Genomic DNA, 14,418 nt, shown 5'->3' with positions numbered 1-14,418 from the left:
TCCCACAAATATACCATTGCAGCATACTTATTTATTATACATTATTCTTTATAAAAAACAAGGATTTTCCTTGATTTATTCTATTTTTATTTTTGTTTAGGCGTTTACATTCTTATAAAATCGTTATAAAATAAGATTATGACTATGTATAAATTAATGGCAATAGCCTTCATTTTTTTAACGTTAATCTTTTCTTATATTATCGTTTCAACTTTTCATTTGAGACGCTTTGGTATTAATCTAGCAGACATTGCTTTGCCGCTTTTTGCAGTAGAAATTGTCTTAGTATCAGCAAAGTTTTATACTCACAGCTTTCTGCCGCATTATTTGCTGGCCATGTCCATTCTTTCTCTAATCTTGGCTATCCGTCAGATCAGAAAAAGAAAGACCTTTTCTTTCAGACGGTTCTTTAAATTCTTTTGGAGGTCAGGCTTCATTTTGACTTTCTTCTTTTATTTGGCGACTGTCATTGCTGCCTTTCTTGCCAGCTGATTATCACTTCATATTAAAAAGCAGATAAGTACTAAAATGCTTATCTGTTTTTCTTTTATTCTAAAAGTTGATAAGTTGATCGTTCAACAATTTTTGCTACAATTAAAACCATTTGTTTTGCTTAATTGCTTTGCAAAACTTTTCGAGGCTTTGTTCCCTCAGCAGGTCCAATAACACCTGCTTCTTCTAATTCTTCCATTAAACGCGTTGCACGGTTAAAACCAACTGAAAGTCGACGTTGCAACATAGAAGCACTAGCTTTTTGTGTTTCCAGAACCAAAGCTTTGGCATCTTCAAAGAGAGGATCTCCTTTAGAATTTCCACCATTACCATTAGAATTATCATCTTCAGAAACTTCACCAGGATCAAAACTTTCATCATAATCAGCTTCTGCTTGTTCCTTGATAAAGGACACAATACGTTCAACGTCATCATCTGAAATAAAGGAACCTTGCAAACGAACAGGATGGTTTTCATCAATTGGTTTAAAGAGCATATCTCCTCGCCCTAGAAGCTTTTCAGCTCCATTTTCATCAAGGATGGTTCGACTATCTGTTCCAGAAGAAACCGCAAAGGCGATTCGGCTTGGTACATTGGCTTTGATCAAACCAGAGATAACATCAACAGATGGTCTCTGTGTTGCGAGAATCATGTGGATTCCTGCCGCACGAGCCTTTTGTCCTAAACGGATAATGGCATCTTCAACTTCTTTGCTAGCTACCATCATCAAATCAGCCAATTCATCAACAATAACAACCAAAAGCGGCAAAGGTATATGCTTGGTTTCTGAATGACGATTGAATTCTTCTACCTTAGCATTGTAACCGACAATGTTTCTAACGCCAAAATGGCTAAAGAGTTCATAGCGATTTTCCATCTCGTCAACAACTTTTTGCAAGGCTTTGCTAGCCTTGCGTGGATTAGTCACAACAGGAATTAGCAGGTGGGGAATATCATTATAAACAGACAGTTCAACCATCTTGGGATCAATCATCATGAATTTGACCTGATCTGGTCGTGCCTTCATCAAAATACTGGCAATAATACCATTAACCGCCACAGACTTTCCTGAACCCGTCGAACCCGCCACCAAAATATGAGGCATCTTAGCTAGGTCAAAAGAACGAACCGAGCCATTAACAGCTTTACCTAAAGGAACTTCAAGCAATTTATCAGGCGACGTTTTAGCCTGTTCCCAAAGTTCACGGAAAGTCACCGTAGCTACTTCAGAATTTGGAACTTCAATTCCCACAAGAGATTTCCCAGGAATAGGTGCTTCAATACGAACATCTTGAGCAGCCAAAGCTAACGCTAAATCATCTGCTAGATTAGAAATACGATTGACCCGCACACCAACTGCCGGTTTAACCTCATATTTGGTAACAGATGGACCGATTTCAGCTCGTTCAACATTGGCCTTAATTCCAAAACTAGTAAAAGTTTCTTCTAAAATCTTGATATTATCACGAACCAATCTCTTCTCTTTACTTTGATTTTTGGGTTTGTCCTTAGCAAACAGATCGATACCCGGCAATTTATAATGAAGAGTTGTCTTAGGTGTAAAATCAACCTCTAAGGATTCATCTGACATATCCTCTTCTTTTGGTAACTGACTGGTTTGTTCAGCAGCTGGAACTTCTGCTTCTAATGCTTCTCCCTCAGGATCCGGCTGATAACCAATAATTTCTGGTTCTTTATGGACTTGTCCATCAAAATCATCTAAATCAATGGTCTGTGCCTGATCTAAAACCTCGCCTGTTTCTAAATCAATAGCTGCATTGAGCCCATGATCAAACATTGCTGACTCCTGTGCTTCTTGGACAGCCTGCTGTGCCAAAAGGCGCGCCTCTTCTTTTTGCGCAAAGCGTTTTTCACGATTTTCCTGCCGTTTAACCTGCCATTTAGCGTAACTGTCCTTGAAGAAATTCATGACATCATAAACATCCCAAGGACTCATTAGAAAAAGGCCTAAAAGAAGGAAAAGTCCACCGATTAAAAAAGAACCAATATTTGAAAAAAGAAAGGCAACCGGCATATAGAGGAGGGCTCCTAAAAAACCACCGCCAGCAAAATTAGCAACACGAAATTTACTGAGATCACTAAAAACAATCACCAAAGTGCCTTTGATGACACTTTGATCTTTCATCGTTGCTAAGGAGAAAAGATAGGCTTGCCATTCTAAAAGCATCCCAAGCATAGTGATGACAAAACCACCAACCAAGCCATCATGTTTTTTCAACCATTTGGTAGCAAAAAGATAAATCAGAGCAGCAAAAATGAAAGGGTAAGCCAGACTTCCCACCATCAAGCGAATGATATTATAAACAGTGACGCCTACTCGTCCTAGTTTAAAAATTGCAAAAAAGAGGACAAAAGCCATAAACAAAGCAAATACCATGCGCTTTATGGCTCTTTGTTTCTCTAATTCCGCCTTTGTTGGACGGCGTGTTTTCCGTCCTTTTCTTTTATTCTTTGTTTTAGCCATGTTATCATTATACCATTTTTATATTATTTGAGAAAAGCAGATACTATCATCATTTTATGATAAAATAAATTTATCTTTTATAACCAAGGAGTAATTATGAAAAGAATTTTAAGTTTGGTTTTAGTATCTTTTGTCTTGCTGGTAGGCTGTGAAAATATAGATCGTGCTATTAAAGGAGATAAATATGTTAATCATCATATTGCTAAACAAAAAGCCAAAAATAAGTTAAAACAGTTAAACAAGGCAGACTTTCCTCAATTATCTAAGAAAGTTGCTAAAAATGAAGCTGAGGTTACTATTGCTACTTCAAAAGGAGATATCACTGTTAAACTTTTCCCTAAATATGCACCTTTAGCAGTTGAAAATTTCTTAACCCATGCTAAGAATGGCTACTATAATAATTTGACTTTCCATCGTATTATCTCAGATTTTGTGATTCAAGGCGGCGATCCTAAAGGTGATGGCAGTGGTGGTGAATCCATTTGGAAGGGCAAAGACAGGTCTAAAGATTCTGGTAAGGGATTTGCCAATGAAACGTCAAAATACCTTTATCATCTCAGAGGCGCCTTATCTATGGCTAATGCTGGCCCCAATACTAATGCCAGTCAATTTTTCATTGTTCAAAACAAAGATAATCAATCCAAGCAATTAACAACCACGCGCTATCCGCAAAAAATCATTAATGGCTATAAAGATGGCGGAACACCAAAACTTGATGGCAATTACACAGTCTTTGGACAAGTGATAAAAGGCATGAAAATTGTTGATAAAATTGCCGCTATTAAAACAAATCAAAGTGGTAAACCACAAGAAAAAGTTACCATAAAAGCTATTAAAATTATCAAAGATTATAAGTTTGATAAGAAAAAATAAAATTAAAAAACGAAGTTGATTGTGATGTCAATTTCGTTTTTTTATAAAGTTTGTTGTCATTAGTCTAAGATTTCCAAAAATTTTAAGAGGACTTGAGCCGATTGTTTTCCAGCCTTAACAACAAATTCTTCAAAAGTAATATTGGCATCATGAGCTGCTGTATCACTGATTGATCGAATAACGACAAAAGGGCGTTTGGCTGCATAAGCTGCTTGAGCAATCGCTGCGCCTTCCATCTCAACTGCCTGCACTTCTGGAAAATGTTCCTTAACAAAAATCGTTTTTTCCTTACCAGCCATAAAGGAATCACTGGTTGTAATGAGACCGATTTTACTATGAATATGGTGCTTAGCCAACACCTCTTCAAAAGCGCTCACAAAGGTTTGATCTGATTTAAAGAAAAGAGGCTGCCCTGACATACGTCCAAATTCATAACCAAAGGCAGTTAAATCTACATCATGATAAGCGAGTCTATCTGCCACTACAACATCACCAATAGCCAAATCTGGCGCTAAAGCTCCTGCTGAACCTGTATTAATCAAAGCATCAACTTTAAAATGATCTACTAAAACAGCCACACTCATAGCAGACATGACTTTGCCAACACCGCTTTGCACCAGAACGACCTGATGTTTACCTAGTTTACCGCTGTAGTAAGGTCGTTCTAAACAGATTTCTTCTCTTTTATGATTTAATTCCGCTAAGAGGAGTTTCAATTCTTCCTCCATAGCTGCAATAATTCCAATTTTCATTTTTCTTCCTTTATAGTTTAAAGATTGCATAAGCTAAAAAGGCTAAAAGAAGAACGACTCCTATTAAAATCCAATTTAATTTAGACTGAAATTTACCACGTTTCGCATTTTCAATGCGGCGACTTTTGATAATAGGTTCTTCATCATAGTCTTCATAATCATAATCGTCATAGTTTTCATTCAAATCACGCGTTTTATCATAACTTGATTGAGGTATCTGATTATCTGTTGAAATGACAATGGTCTCTTCTGAGTCAAAATGACCCTTATCATAGGACTTATCGCCACGATTGGCTCGAGCAATCATTTCATCTGTTAACAGGGGCTTTCCCATAACATTTCTCCTTATTTATCCTTAAAATGCAGAGCAAAGTATTGAAGAGCAATTAACGTTTTTGCATCTTCAATATCTCCTGATCTGACCAATTCCATACATTCATCATAAGTTAATTCAAAAAGTTCAATGACCTCGTCATCATCTTGTGGACGAGGATTGTCAACCTTTTCTAAATTAGTAGCCAAATAAAGCTTAATTTTTTCATTACAAAAACCAATGGCTGTATAAAATTCGTAAATCAATTTGAGGTCGCCTGTATAAGCAGTTTCTTCTTCTAATTCACGCAGAGCTGCTTCTTTTTCTGTTCCATTCTCACCAATTTCCAATTTGCCTGCTGGAATTTCATAAGATATTTTTTCTATTGCTTTGCGATATTGCTTGACGATTACCAATTTATTCTCAGGTGTCACAGCCAATACTGCCACAGCTCCACGATGAAAAATCAATTCACGTTTGGCAGTCCCCAACTGATTGGGTAACTGAACATTATCAACAGCAACCTTAAAAATCTGTCCATTAAAAATCGGTTGGCGCTTAATGGTCTTTTCTTCAAAATCCATAACAGCCTCCTATTTATTATTGGGATGATGCGGTTTTTTCTTGGCATAGCCTTCTTTATTGACTTGACGGCCGCGACCGATAGCAATACTATCAACTGGGACATCTTTATGAATCGTTGAACCTGCTGCTGTCAAAGCATTATCACCAATAGTTAAAGGAGCAATGATGGTAGAATTGCTGCCAACAAAAACATGGTTGCCTATAATTGTCTTATATTTATTTTGTCCATCATAATTGACTGTAATGGTACCAGCACCAAAATTAACATCATGACCAACCTCAGCATTGCCAATATAGGTCAGATGCCCTGCTTTGGTCTCTTTACCAAGTGTCGAAGCCTTAACTTCCACAAAATTCCCCACATGGACCGCTTCTTCTAAGACTGAATTTGGTCGTAAGTGTGCATAAGGCCCAACTGTAACATTTTTTTCAATCCGAGAAGCTTCAATCATTGAATGGGTAATTACAGTATTTTCACCAATAACTGAATCAACAATATAGGTACCATTAGTCAAAACAGCTCCTGTTTCAATTTTGGTCTGACCTTTAAGAGTCACATTAGCCTCAATAACTACATCTGGCGCAATGATAACATCACTGTCAATATAGGTACTAGCTGGGTTTGTCAAAGTCACACCGTTGACCGTATGCGCATGATTAATGCGACGACGCATAACTTTTTCTGCTTTTGCTAAAGCAACACGATCATTAACTCCCAGACTCTCGTCAAAATCAGCTAGTTTATAAGCACCAACCTTCTCATCTGCCTCTTTAAAAATACTGATAACATCTGTCAAATAATATTCACCCTGAGCATTATTGGTATTGATTTCTTTTAAGGCTTCAAAAAGGCGCTTATTGTCGAAAACATACGTTCCCGTGTTAATTTCTTTGACTTGTTGTTCATAATCAGAAGCATCCTTTTGTTCAACAATCTTGATTACTTCGGCATTTTGATTGCGAATAATACGACCATAACCGAAAGGATCATCTGCTTCAGCAGTTAAGATTGTCGCTACATTTTTATGGCTTTTATGATAATGCAGCAAGTTTTTCAGGCTTTCTCCTCTAATCAAAGGCGTGTCACCAGCAATGACAAGCGTTTGTCCTTCAAGCTCAGCCAAAGATGACTCAGCCATCATAACGGCATGCCCCGTTCCCAATTGCTCCGATTGGAGGACAAATTCTGATTGGTCTTCTAGAACCTTTTGAACAAGTTCTGCTTTATGACCGACAACGGTCACTGTTTTTGCTGGATTCATGGTATCAACAGCACGTTTAACATGTTCCAACATAGTAAGTCCTGCCACTTGGTGCAAAACTTTTGGTAAATCCGATTTCATTCGAGTACCCTTACCAGCAGCAAGGATAATAGCATAGTTAGTCATAAAAATTCCTTCATAAAAATAATGGACAACAAAATGTTCAATCCATTATAGCATTTTTCGATTTATTTGTTAAATGAGGATAGACACAGCGAAACTCTTCAAGCACAATCAGACTATCTTCTTTGAATGTTAAAGCAGCATCTTTAAACCATTGGGTAAAAATTTTTCGATGACTATCCTGCCACCAAGTCAAGGAGCGATCGCCCTCTCCTTCCTTAAAAGCATGTTCATCAGAAACTTCTTTGAAAGGTACAACAGAAACCTTGATAATTTGAATAATACAAATCGCTTGATTTTGACTATCTAGAATCACATCATAACTGTCTTTTTGCGGAAGCGGCTCATTGTCAACTTTATACAGATCATAAGCAGAGGCAGTCGCTGTCTTAACTCCTTTTAGGACTAATTGTGCCAGTTGATCAGGTTCTGCTCCAAATTGCCAGGCATCGATACTATCACCAATGTTTGGGTTGACTCGTTTGTATTGATTCCATAGTTCTTGTGGGGTCATTTTTATCTCCTATCATCAATTTTCTGTCTGACTTCTTGTTACTATCCGCTTGACAGACTGTATCTTCTGGTTTATTTTTTGACCTCTTCGTTTCTGCTTCCTCGGGAAACATTTTTGAACCATACGATATAATAACTAATTATTCAGGGTAAGGCAAACAGATAACAGTAGACTGTAGAGATTCTTTAACCACGCAAACATGAAAATGACTGTTCAAAGACTTCTTCGTAAACTATCACTCCTGTAAAGATTAGAAGCAACCAACTGCCATTCATAAAGAGAAGCGCCGTTGTGGCCGAACGACAGACCAGCCAAAATTTCTTTCATCAAAACAAAGGTAACACCATAGCCTAAACCCACAATTAAAAACAACAAATTGGTCAGCAGGTTAGTCATCACTAAATGATTCAAAGCATCCATAAGGCAAGGCTCTGTAACAATTTATGATGATAAAAATGAATCAAAATAGGGATAAGAACATCAATTTCAAAAAACAAGATGAGGAGCCATAAGGCAAAAGTATCCCCAAGCTTTCCTTTTCTTTAAAATTGATTTCTCTAATTTCACAGATGATTTTCTGCGCTTCCTTTTTTCCCGCTTGTTATCCTAATCATAACTTCGAAGCAAGACCTATTTCTACCACTTGGAAGATTTGAAACCTTAGGCTCAAAAAAAGATTTTTGAAACCTTTTTATTTTTAATATCTATTAAACTTCCGAATAATAGCATCTGCTATTATTACAAAAACAAGAGAGACACCACATTACCCAATCCGACTACCATTCGGTACTGAAGAATCTACTGTCAATACGGTAAGTTTCCCATCAGCATGTTCAGCTGAAAGAATCATACCTTGACTGACCAAGCCCATCATCTTACGTGGTTTAAGGTTGGCAACAATTTGGAGTTTTTTACCAACCAAGTCTAGCTCATTTGGATAATATTTGGCGATGCCAGACAGAATTTGGCGATCTTCGCCATCCCCTGCGTCCAAGCGGAACTTAAGAAGCTTGTCAGAACCCTTCACTTTAGACACTTCCTTGACCTCAGCCACACGGATTTCCAACTTGTCAAAATCGTCAAATTTAATAGCCTTCTTCTCGTTTTTGAGCTCAACTGTTGTTGGGTTCCATTCTTTTTCTTCCTCTTGGGCAATCGCAGAGTTGTCACCCATTTGTTCTTTGATGTAAGCAATTTCTTCATCCATATCAAGACGCGGGAAGATTGGCGTGCCTTTGGCAATCACTTTGATACCTGTCGGAAGTCCTGCAAGTTCAAGGCCTTCTAAATCAAATTGACCGGCCAAACCAAGCTGTTCCATGATGGCATTTGATGTGGTCATCATAAATGGCTGAATGAGGTGAGCTACCACGCGCAGGCTGGCTGCCAAATGTGCCATAACCGCTGCTAAATCATCACGTTTAGCTTTATCCTTAGCCAATACCCAAGGAGTAGTTTCGTCAATGTACTTGTTGGTACGCGAAATGATGTTCCAAACCGTTTCAAGGGCGCGTGGATAATCCACAGCATTCATTTGTTTATGGTATTGTGCCAAATTATCAGCAACTACTGCTGCCAAATCAGCATCGAAGTCCGTCACATTTTCCACATAAGCAGGAATCTCACCACCAAAATACTTGTTAATCATGGCAACGGTACGGTTGAGGAGATTACCAAGGTCATTGGCAAGTTCATAGTTGATACGACCAACATAATCTTCTGGCGTAAAAGTGCCATCAGAACCGACTGGAAGACTACGCATGAGATAATAGCGAAGCGGATCAAGTCCGTAGCGTTCAACCAACATTTCTGGGTAAACGACATTTCCTTTAGACTTGGACATCTTACCATCTTTCATGACAAACCAACCATGAGCAATCAGACGTTCTGGCATCTTTAAATCAAGCATCATGAGCAGGATTGGCCAATAAATAGAGTGGAAGCGCAGAATGTCTTTGCCAACCATGTGGAAGACTGTACCATTCCAGAATTTATCAAAGTTGGCATGGGCATCTTGACCGTAACCAAGAGCTGTTGCATAGTTGAGAAGGGCATCAATCCATACGTAAACCACGTGCTTAGGATTTGAAGGTACTTTAACGCCCCAAGTAAATGAGGTACGCGAAACTGCTAAATCTTCTAAACCGGGCTCAATAAAGTTCTTGATGATTTCATTCATACGACCATCTGGCTGGATAAAATCAGGATGAGCATGGAAAAAATCTACTAGACGATCAGCATAGTTACTGAGACGGAGGAAATAGGATTCTTCTGAAACCCATTCCACTTCGTGACCTGATGGTGCAATCCCACCGATAACTTTACCGTCTTCATCACGGAAGATTTCCTCTAATTGGCTTTCAGTGAAAAATTCCTCGTCAGAAACAGAATACCAACCTGAGTATTCACCCAAGTAAATATCTCCCTGCGCTAGCAATTTTTCAAAAACATCAGCCACAACTTTTTCATGGTAATCATCTGTCGTGCGGATAAACTTATCATAAGAGATGTCAAGGAGCTTCCACAATTCCTTAACACCAACCGCCATACCGTCCACATACGCCTGCGGTGTGATACCAGCTTCTTCAGACTTTTGCTGAATCTTTTGACCGTGCTCATCAAGTCCAGTCAAATAAAAAACGTCATGATTCATCATACGCTTATAGCGAGCCAAGACATCACAAGCAATGGTTGTATAGGCAGAGCCAATATGGAGTTTCCCAGATGGGTAATAAATCGGTGTCGTAATGTAAAATGGTTGTTTTTCAGTCATACTAATTACCAAAAACGTGGAAAAAGCGGGCAGAATGAAGAAATCCTAAAGAGTTTTTCCCCTAGACAAGCTGCTTTAAGCTTTATTTTATTGAAGTTTCAATAAACGATAAGTTACCTGAAACTCCTTGCTTTTCCGTTCGGTTTTAATTCCTTTCTCCTTTGAGGCAAATGAGACCTCTAAATTGATAACACTTTATTATAGCATATTTCACAAGCTTTGAAAAAGAACGTATCATTTCTCACGACAAACGCATGATGAAAAAATAGTCTCCAGAACCCTTCTGAAATACAAATCTTATATCACCAATGCCCTTATTCCAATGCCAACTTAGAGGAAATCAATAAGCTCATCAAGGATATCAAACGTTAAGTTTTCGACTTTCGTAATTTCAAGGGCTTCAAAACGAAAATTCTCATTGTTTTGAACATCACAAAAGAGAGAACCAATCTGATTCTCTCTCATGCTTAGTTAGCAGTCATCCACTACAGTTAATATTGAGCACCAAAGACAGAAGTTCTAACTAATTCTACTACTAATTAGATAGGATTTCTGCTCTTTTATATTTAGATTATTCTTTGTTAGAAAAGGTACTTTTAATACCTTCAGCAGCACCTTCTACACCGTCCTTGATATCTTTGATGCTGTCTTTTGCTTTAGCAACTGTTTTTTCAATAGCACCTTCAGTCTCGACCTTTTTATCTGAAGTGAGCTTACCAGCACCTTGTTTAATAGCACCTTTAGCTTGATTTAACTTTTCTTCCAGACCCATAATAAAACCTCCTTGTCTGTTGCTTTTAGTATACCATTTTTATTTATTATGTCAAGTAATGTGACCCTTAATTTAATAGGTTACAATGCTCAAATTCCCATTTTCATATTCTGCAATGAAAATCTCCGAAACATTGTTATAGCCGTCTTTAGCTAATCTTTCCACTAACCACTCTTCTGTTTTGTCAATGGATTCTAAAACTTCCAGTTGTATCACTCCATCGGTAATGACCGGATATTTTGGATTTTCTTCACCAGCCTGCACGACAATGAGTTTACCATTTTGTTCCAAAATAGCTCGTTTAACTTGTTTGATTTGATAAATTCCTTGTCCACGAAGTTTGAGTGCTACATCTGAGGCGGCTAACCCTGCAGAACGACAGGCTTCCACATCCAATTGACCACGTTTAATTAAAACAATCGGTTTCCCATCAATCACACGTTTGACAAAGTGATTATTCGTTTTCAACCATTTTAAACTCAAAACCAAGATCGTCCAAATCAATAAAATCACACAATATTGAAGAATGGTAATAGCTGAATTATAAATCACTCCACCAATAATCCCACCGAGAACATAGTTTTGAATCTGGTCGGTTGCTGAATTTGGCGCCAGATTACCTTTTCCTGTCACATTAATGACAAAAACGAGTGAAATAAACCAAGTACTAGTTTAATAAGGATTTCCAGATAATTCAACATCATTTTTCAGCCTCCACCAATTCGATATCTGTCGTCTTATGCAATTCGATTTTTTCAAGCAAATATTTGTCAGGATTACTGCCACTCATAGCTCGGTAAAAATTCTTCCCGACCTTTACGATCGTCCCGTCCGTTGCTGCCGAAGTATTAACATAGACCTCTGATTTGTCAACTCCCAGATCTTTCGAAATCACTTCGATAAAATGAAGAGAAGTTTGAAATTGATTGTTGGAAGCTTGATTGGTTTGAAAGGTACTAATGCCTATTAAAATTACCGCAAACAACGACAGTATAGAGATAATTACCAATTCACGGAATTTTGTATCCCGTTTGTTACGATAAGCTTTAAAGGCAAAAAAGCCTGTTACGAGAAGCAGTAAAGCTGAAATCGTTACAGTTATCCAGTTTTGTTGATTAATTCGACTTAAAACATAATTATATGAATAAAATGTCATCCTATTTCCTCTATCTATTATAGAAAAATTGCAATATCTCTCAAGTTTCCTTTGTCCATTATGCCAGCTGCCATCAAGAAGGCATGTGCTCTGATCTAAATTTTGTTCAATTCCGTCCTTTTCTGGTAAAGGATTACCTATCTTTAAAATCTAACTAATCTTTGTGACCACAACCATTGATTCTATAATTCTCTAAATTATTCATTTATTGTAAATACGGTAGAATAAACTGGTTATAAAAAGACCAGGACATTTGTATAGGCCGCAAGAAGCTGGTTATCCAACTTTTTGAACTGTTTGACCATTGATCCCTAGTCTTTCTTTATCAATTAAAGTTTAAAACGGCAATATCATTAAAAATTGTTTTTTGTTCTTTAGTAAGACATTGCATTTAATTTATCTAACCGTGCACGTTCAGCTTTTTCTGCTTTACGATAATTGTGATATAACTTCGTCACTGCTTTTCCTGTTCGTTTAATATAAACATCTTGTTCTATTAATCTACCTTTTTTATTGTAAGTTTTAACGATTAGTTGCTTCCCCTTTCTTTGATAAGTTACTTTTCCTTTTTTAATTTCTTTATAGGTCTTTTTATAATTATCTTGCAGCTCTTTCAAATCTTGGTCAGAGGTGTACTGTGTTTTGAAAAAGTTATTGATGTATTTCCTGATGTCTTTCATATATTCAGCTTGTGTAATACTCAGATCAAATTTTCTTTGCCAAATATTTGTCTTATACATTGATCGGATATGGCTATAACTGCTAGTTGAAGTAAAGTCTTCAGAATTTTTGGCAACATAGTAACTATAAGTTTTTACCGAATTCTTTTTAATATCTAAGAATGTCTCATCTTCAAAATTATTTTGCTTATTTTCTCTAGTTGCACTAACCCAACGATGTTTCTTAGAACTATAATAGTAAGAGTACGTATTTTCCCAAACACCATCTGCATTCCCAGAAACATAGTAGTAAACAGTGCCTCCGCCTGCAATCAACAATAAAGCAGCAAGAATACTTATTACACTAATGATAACAATGGTAGAGGTCTTCATTTTTCTCTTTGCTGCCGGAACTGTTTGGCTGAATTCTCCTCTTTGAAAAGCTGCCTGAAGCTCTTCTTGACTTGGTTCACGACCATTTACAGAACGAAATTGATTTAACCACTCGTTTTGATTCATGTTAATCTCCTCAATACTTTTTATTACATAATCTATTCTACCATAATTTAAGGCGTTTTTGACTTTAATTTAAAAACGTTAGACTAGGCATACTTCAAAAACTTGTGCTATAATAAAATTCAAATGAAAAACAGAATAACTATGATGCCTAACAGAAATACAAATATGCTGCTGGCTTATAAACGTCTTCCTAATTGGACTGCCAATAGCATCCCAGAAACACTTTTAAACCCGCACAACACTAAAGTCGGAACTTGGGAACAGTTAACTGTCCTTTCTGGAAAGCTTGATGTTTATTTTTTTGATAAAGATGATCATGTTTTAGAAAAGCTGACTTTTGATAAGGATTCCCAAATGCCTTTTATTCAACCTCAAGTTTGCTATAAAATTGAACCTGCTTCTAATGATTTGGAATGTCACCTTACCCTTTACTGTCAAAAGGGAGATTATTTTAACAAAAAATATGGGATGACCAAGACACATTCAGAAGTCCTTTTCTCGGCACCTTATTTAAAAGAAAACAGTAAAATACTAGACCTTGGATCCGGTCAAGGACGTAATTCCCTCTATTTGACCATGTTAGGACATGATGTCACTTCTGTTGATACCAATGAACAAAGTCTTATTCATCTGAAAAATATAGCCAATGAAGAAAATCTACCAAGCAAGATTAACTGGTATGATATCAATACAGCAAATTTGCAAGAGACCTATGATTTTATTCTATCAACAGTGGTTTTTATGTTCTTAAATAGACCAGTTGTACCAGATATTATCAAAGATATGCAAAAACATACTGCTATTGGCGGCTATAATCTTATCGTTTGCGCTATGGATACCAAATCCTATCCTTGTCCCATTCCTTTTACCTTTAAGAAGGGGGAACTTAAAGATTATTATAAAGAATGGTATCTGATTAAATATAATGAAGATTTGGGGCAGCTTCATAAAACCGATGCCAATGGCAATCGCCTGCAAATGCAATTTGCTACCTTGTTGGCCAAAAAGGTGAAATAACAAAAAAAGCTAGAACAAAAGTGAACTGCTCTTTCCCAAATGGATAAAAAAAGTATGTTCAAAATGTTCTGCTTTTTTATTGTGCAGTGATTTCAGTTTAACACAGCGGTTGTAAAATCAATT

General features: G+C 37.0%; 14 protein-coding genes and 2 pseudogenes. 4 read left to right on the top strand and 12 right to left on the bottom strand.

The genetic code is table 11. From position 1 onward, the window contains the following. Positions 1-138: 138 nt before the first annotated feature. On the top strand, positions 139-492 hold the full coding sequence (locus tag FNL60_RS02865; protein ID WP_002294053.1) for a DUF3397 domain-containing protein: 354 nt from the start codon (positions 139-141) through the stop codon (positions 490-492). Positions 493-613: 121 nt separating this feature from the next. Here the strand turns inward: FNL60_RS02865 and FNL60_RS02860 are convergent, their stop codons facing one another. After that, positions 614-2,977 (bottom strand): DNA translocase FtsK, encoded by a 2,364-nt coding sequence (locus tag FNL60_RS02860; RefSeq protein WP_002280353.1) that lies wholly within the window; start codon positions 2,975-2,977, stop codon positions 614-616. Between the two features lie 96 nt (positions 2,978-3,073). Between FNL60_RS02860 and FNL60_RS02855 the strand changes: the two genes are divergently transcribed. Further along, positions 3,074-3,850, top strand: coding sequence for a peptidylprolyl isomerase (locus FNL60_RS02855; RefSeq protein WP_002266607.1), 777 nt, complete (start codon positions 3,074-3,076; stop codon positions 3,848-3,850). Positions 3,851-3,909: 59 nt separating this feature from the next. Here FNL60_RS02855 and FNL60_RS02850 read toward each other — a convergent pair whose 3' ends face one another. The 7 genes from FNL60_RS02850 to metG all read right to left on the bottom strand — a co-directional run bounded on the left by FNL60_RS02850 (position 3,910) and on the right by metG (position 10,172). After that, positions 3,910-4,602: a 5'-methylthioadenosine/adenosylhomocysteine nucleosidase gene (locus tag FNL60_RS02850; protein WP_002265260.1), complete on the bottom strand. Its 693-nt coding sequence runs from the start codon at positions 4,600-4,602 to the stop codon at positions 3,910-3,912. Between the two features lie 10 nt (positions 4,603-4,612). Then, the gene (macP, locus tag FNL60_RS02845) at positions 4,613-4,936 is read right to left on the bottom strand and encodes a cell wall synthase accessory phosphoprotein MacP (RefSeq protein WP_002268408.1); all 324 of its coding nucleotides are present in this window, start codon (positions 4,934-4,936) and stop codon (positions 4,613-4,615) included. 11 nt (positions 4,937-4,947) lie between these two features. Further along, positions 4,948-5,499: an NUDIX hydrolase gene (locus FNL60_RS02840; protein ID WP_002263613.1), complete on the bottom strand. Its 552-nt coding sequence runs from the start codon at positions 5,497-5,499 to the stop codon at positions 4,948-4,950. Between the two features lie 9 nt (positions 5,500-5,508). After that, a complete protein-coding gene (glmU, locus tag FNL60_RS02835; protein ID WP_002280354.1) occupies positions 5,509-6,888 on the bottom strand; it encodes a bifunctional UDP-N-acetylglucosamine diphosphorylase/glucosamine-1-phosphate N-acetyltransferase GlmU in 1,380 nt (459 codons plus the stop codon). A 37-nt stretch (positions 6,889-6,925) separates the two neighbouring features. Beyond that, positions 6,926-7,399, bottom strand: coding sequence for an ASCH domain-containing protein (locus FNL60_RS02830; RefSeq protein WP_002263615.1), 474 nt, complete (start codon positions 7,397-7,399; stop codon positions 6,926-6,928). Positions 7,400-7,612: 213 nt separating this feature from the next. After that, positions 7,613-7,819 carry a hypothetical protein gene (locus FNL60_RS02825; protein WP_002266605.1) on the bottom strand — a complete coding sequence of 69 codons (207 nt, stop codon included), beginning with the start codon at positions 7,817-7,819 and terminating at the stop codon, positions 7,613-7,615. A 343-nt stretch (positions 7,820-8,162) separates the two neighbouring features. After that, positions 8,163-10,172 carry a methionine--tRNA ligase gene (gene metG / locus FNL60_RS02820; protein WP_002280355.1) on the bottom strand — a complete coding sequence of 670 codons (2,010 nt, stop codon included), beginning with the start codon at positions 10,170-10,172 and terminating at the stop codon, positions 8,163-8,165. Positions 10,173-10,455: 283 nt separating this feature from the next. Here metG and FNL60_RS10405 point away from each other — a divergent pair. Continuing rightward, a pseudogene (locus tag FNL60_RS10405) lies at positions 10,456-10,643 on the top strand (transposase); the annotation flags it as partial. Positions 10,644-10,743: 100 nt separating this feature from the next. On the opposite strand, the gene FNL60_RS02810 reads toward FNL60_RS10405, so the two are convergent. The 4 genes and pseudogenes from FNL60_RS02810 to FNL60_RS02795 form a co-directional block, all read right to left on the bottom strand. Then, positions 10,744-10,944 (bottom strand): CsbD family protein, encoded by a 201-nt coding sequence (locus FNL60_RS02810; RefSeq protein WP_002262704.1) that lies wholly within the window; start codon positions 10,942-10,944, stop codon positions 10,744-10,746. A 72-nt stretch (positions 10,945-11,016) separates the two neighbouring features. Then, positions 11,017-11,648: pseudogene (locus tag FNL60_RS02805) on the bottom strand (DUF421 domain-containing protein). Next, positions 11,645-12,100 carry a DUF3290 family protein gene (locus FNL60_RS02800; RefSeq protein ID WP_002264010.1) on the bottom strand — a complete coding sequence of 152 codons (456 nt, stop codon included), beginning with the start codon at positions 12,098-12,100 and terminating at the stop codon, positions 11,645-11,647. The pseudogene FNL60_RS02805 and the gene FNL60_RS02800 overlap by 4 nt, the downstream one beginning before the upstream one ends. A 374-nt stretch (positions 12,101-12,474) precedes the next feature. After that, positions 12,475-13,278 (bottom strand): hypothetical protein, encoded by an 804-nt coding sequence (locus FNL60_RS02795; RefSeq protein WP_002262700.1) that lies wholly within the window; start codon positions 13,276-13,278, stop codon positions 12,475-12,477. Positions 13,279-13,419: 141 nt separating this feature from the next. On the opposite strand from FNL60_RS02795, the gene tehB reads away from it, so the two are divergent. Then, positions 13,420-14,295 (top strand): SAM-dependent methyltransferase TehB, encoded by an 876-nt coding sequence (gene tehB, locus FNL60_RS02790; protein WP_002280195.1) that lies wholly within the window; start codon positions 13,420-13,422, stop codon positions 14,293-14,295. The last annotated feature ends 123 nt before the right edge of the window (positions 14,296-14,418 follow it).

The organism is Streptococcus mutans, from assembly GCF_006739205.1.
GTDB classification, from domain to species: Bacteria; Bacillota; Bacilli; order Lactobacillales; family Streptococcaceae; genus Streptococcus; species Streptococcus mutans.
This window is presented reverse-complemented; position numbering and strand designations above follow the sequence as displayed.

Coding starts and splice junctions, on each gene's coding strand:
- FNL60_RS02865 (WP_002294053.1), top strand. CDS start 139: ATGACTATGTATAAATTAATGGCAATAGCCTTCATTTTTTTAACGTTA.
- FNL60_RS02860 (WP_002280353.1), bottom strand. CDS start 2,977: ATGGCTAAAACAAAGAATAAAAGAAAAGGACGGAAAACACGCCGTCCA.
- FNL60_RS02855 (WP_002266607.1), top strand. CDS start 3,074: ATGAAAAGAATTTTAAGTTTGGTTTTAGTATCTTTTGTCTTGCTGGTA.
- FNL60_RS02850 (WP_002265260.1), bottom strand. CDS start 4,602: ATGAAAATTGGAATTATTGCAGCTATGGAGGAAGAATTGAAACTCCTC.
- macP (WP_002268408.1), bottom strand. CDS start 4,936: ATGGGAAAGCCCCTGTTAACAGATGAAATGATTGCTCGAGCCAATCGT.
- FNL60_RS02840 (WP_002263613.1), bottom strand. CDS start 5,499: ATGGATTTTGAAGAAAAGACCATTAAGCGCCAACCGATTTTTAATGGA.
- glmU (WP_002280354.1), bottom strand. CDS start 6,888: ATGACTAACTATGCTATTATCCTTGCTGCTGGTAAGGGTACTCGAATG.
- FNL60_RS02830 (WP_002263615.1), bottom strand. CDS start 7,399: ATGACCCCACAAGAACTATGGAATCAATACAAACGAGTCAACCCAAAC.
- FNL60_RS02825 (WP_002266605.1), bottom strand. CDS start 7,819: ATGGATGCTTTGAATCATTTAGTGATGACTAACCTGCTGACCAATTTG.
- metG (WP_002280355.1), bottom strand. CDS start 10,172: ATGACTGAAAAACAACCATTTTACATTACGACACCGATTTATTACCCA.
- FNL60_RS02810 (WP_002262704.1), bottom strand. CDS start 10,944: ATGGGTCTGGAAGAAAAGTTAAATCAAGCTAAAGGTGCTATTAAACAA.
- FNL60_RS02800 (WP_002264010.1), bottom strand. CDS start 12,100: ATGACATTTTATTCATATAATTATGTTTTAAGTCGAATTAATCAACAA.
- FNL60_RS02795 (WP_002262700.1), bottom strand. CDS start 13,278: ATGAATCAAAACGAGTGGTTAAATCAATTTCGTTCTGTAAATGGTCGT.
- tehB (WP_002280195.1), top strand. CDS start 13,420: ATGATGCCTAACAGAAATACAAATATGCTGCTGGCTTATAAACGTCTT.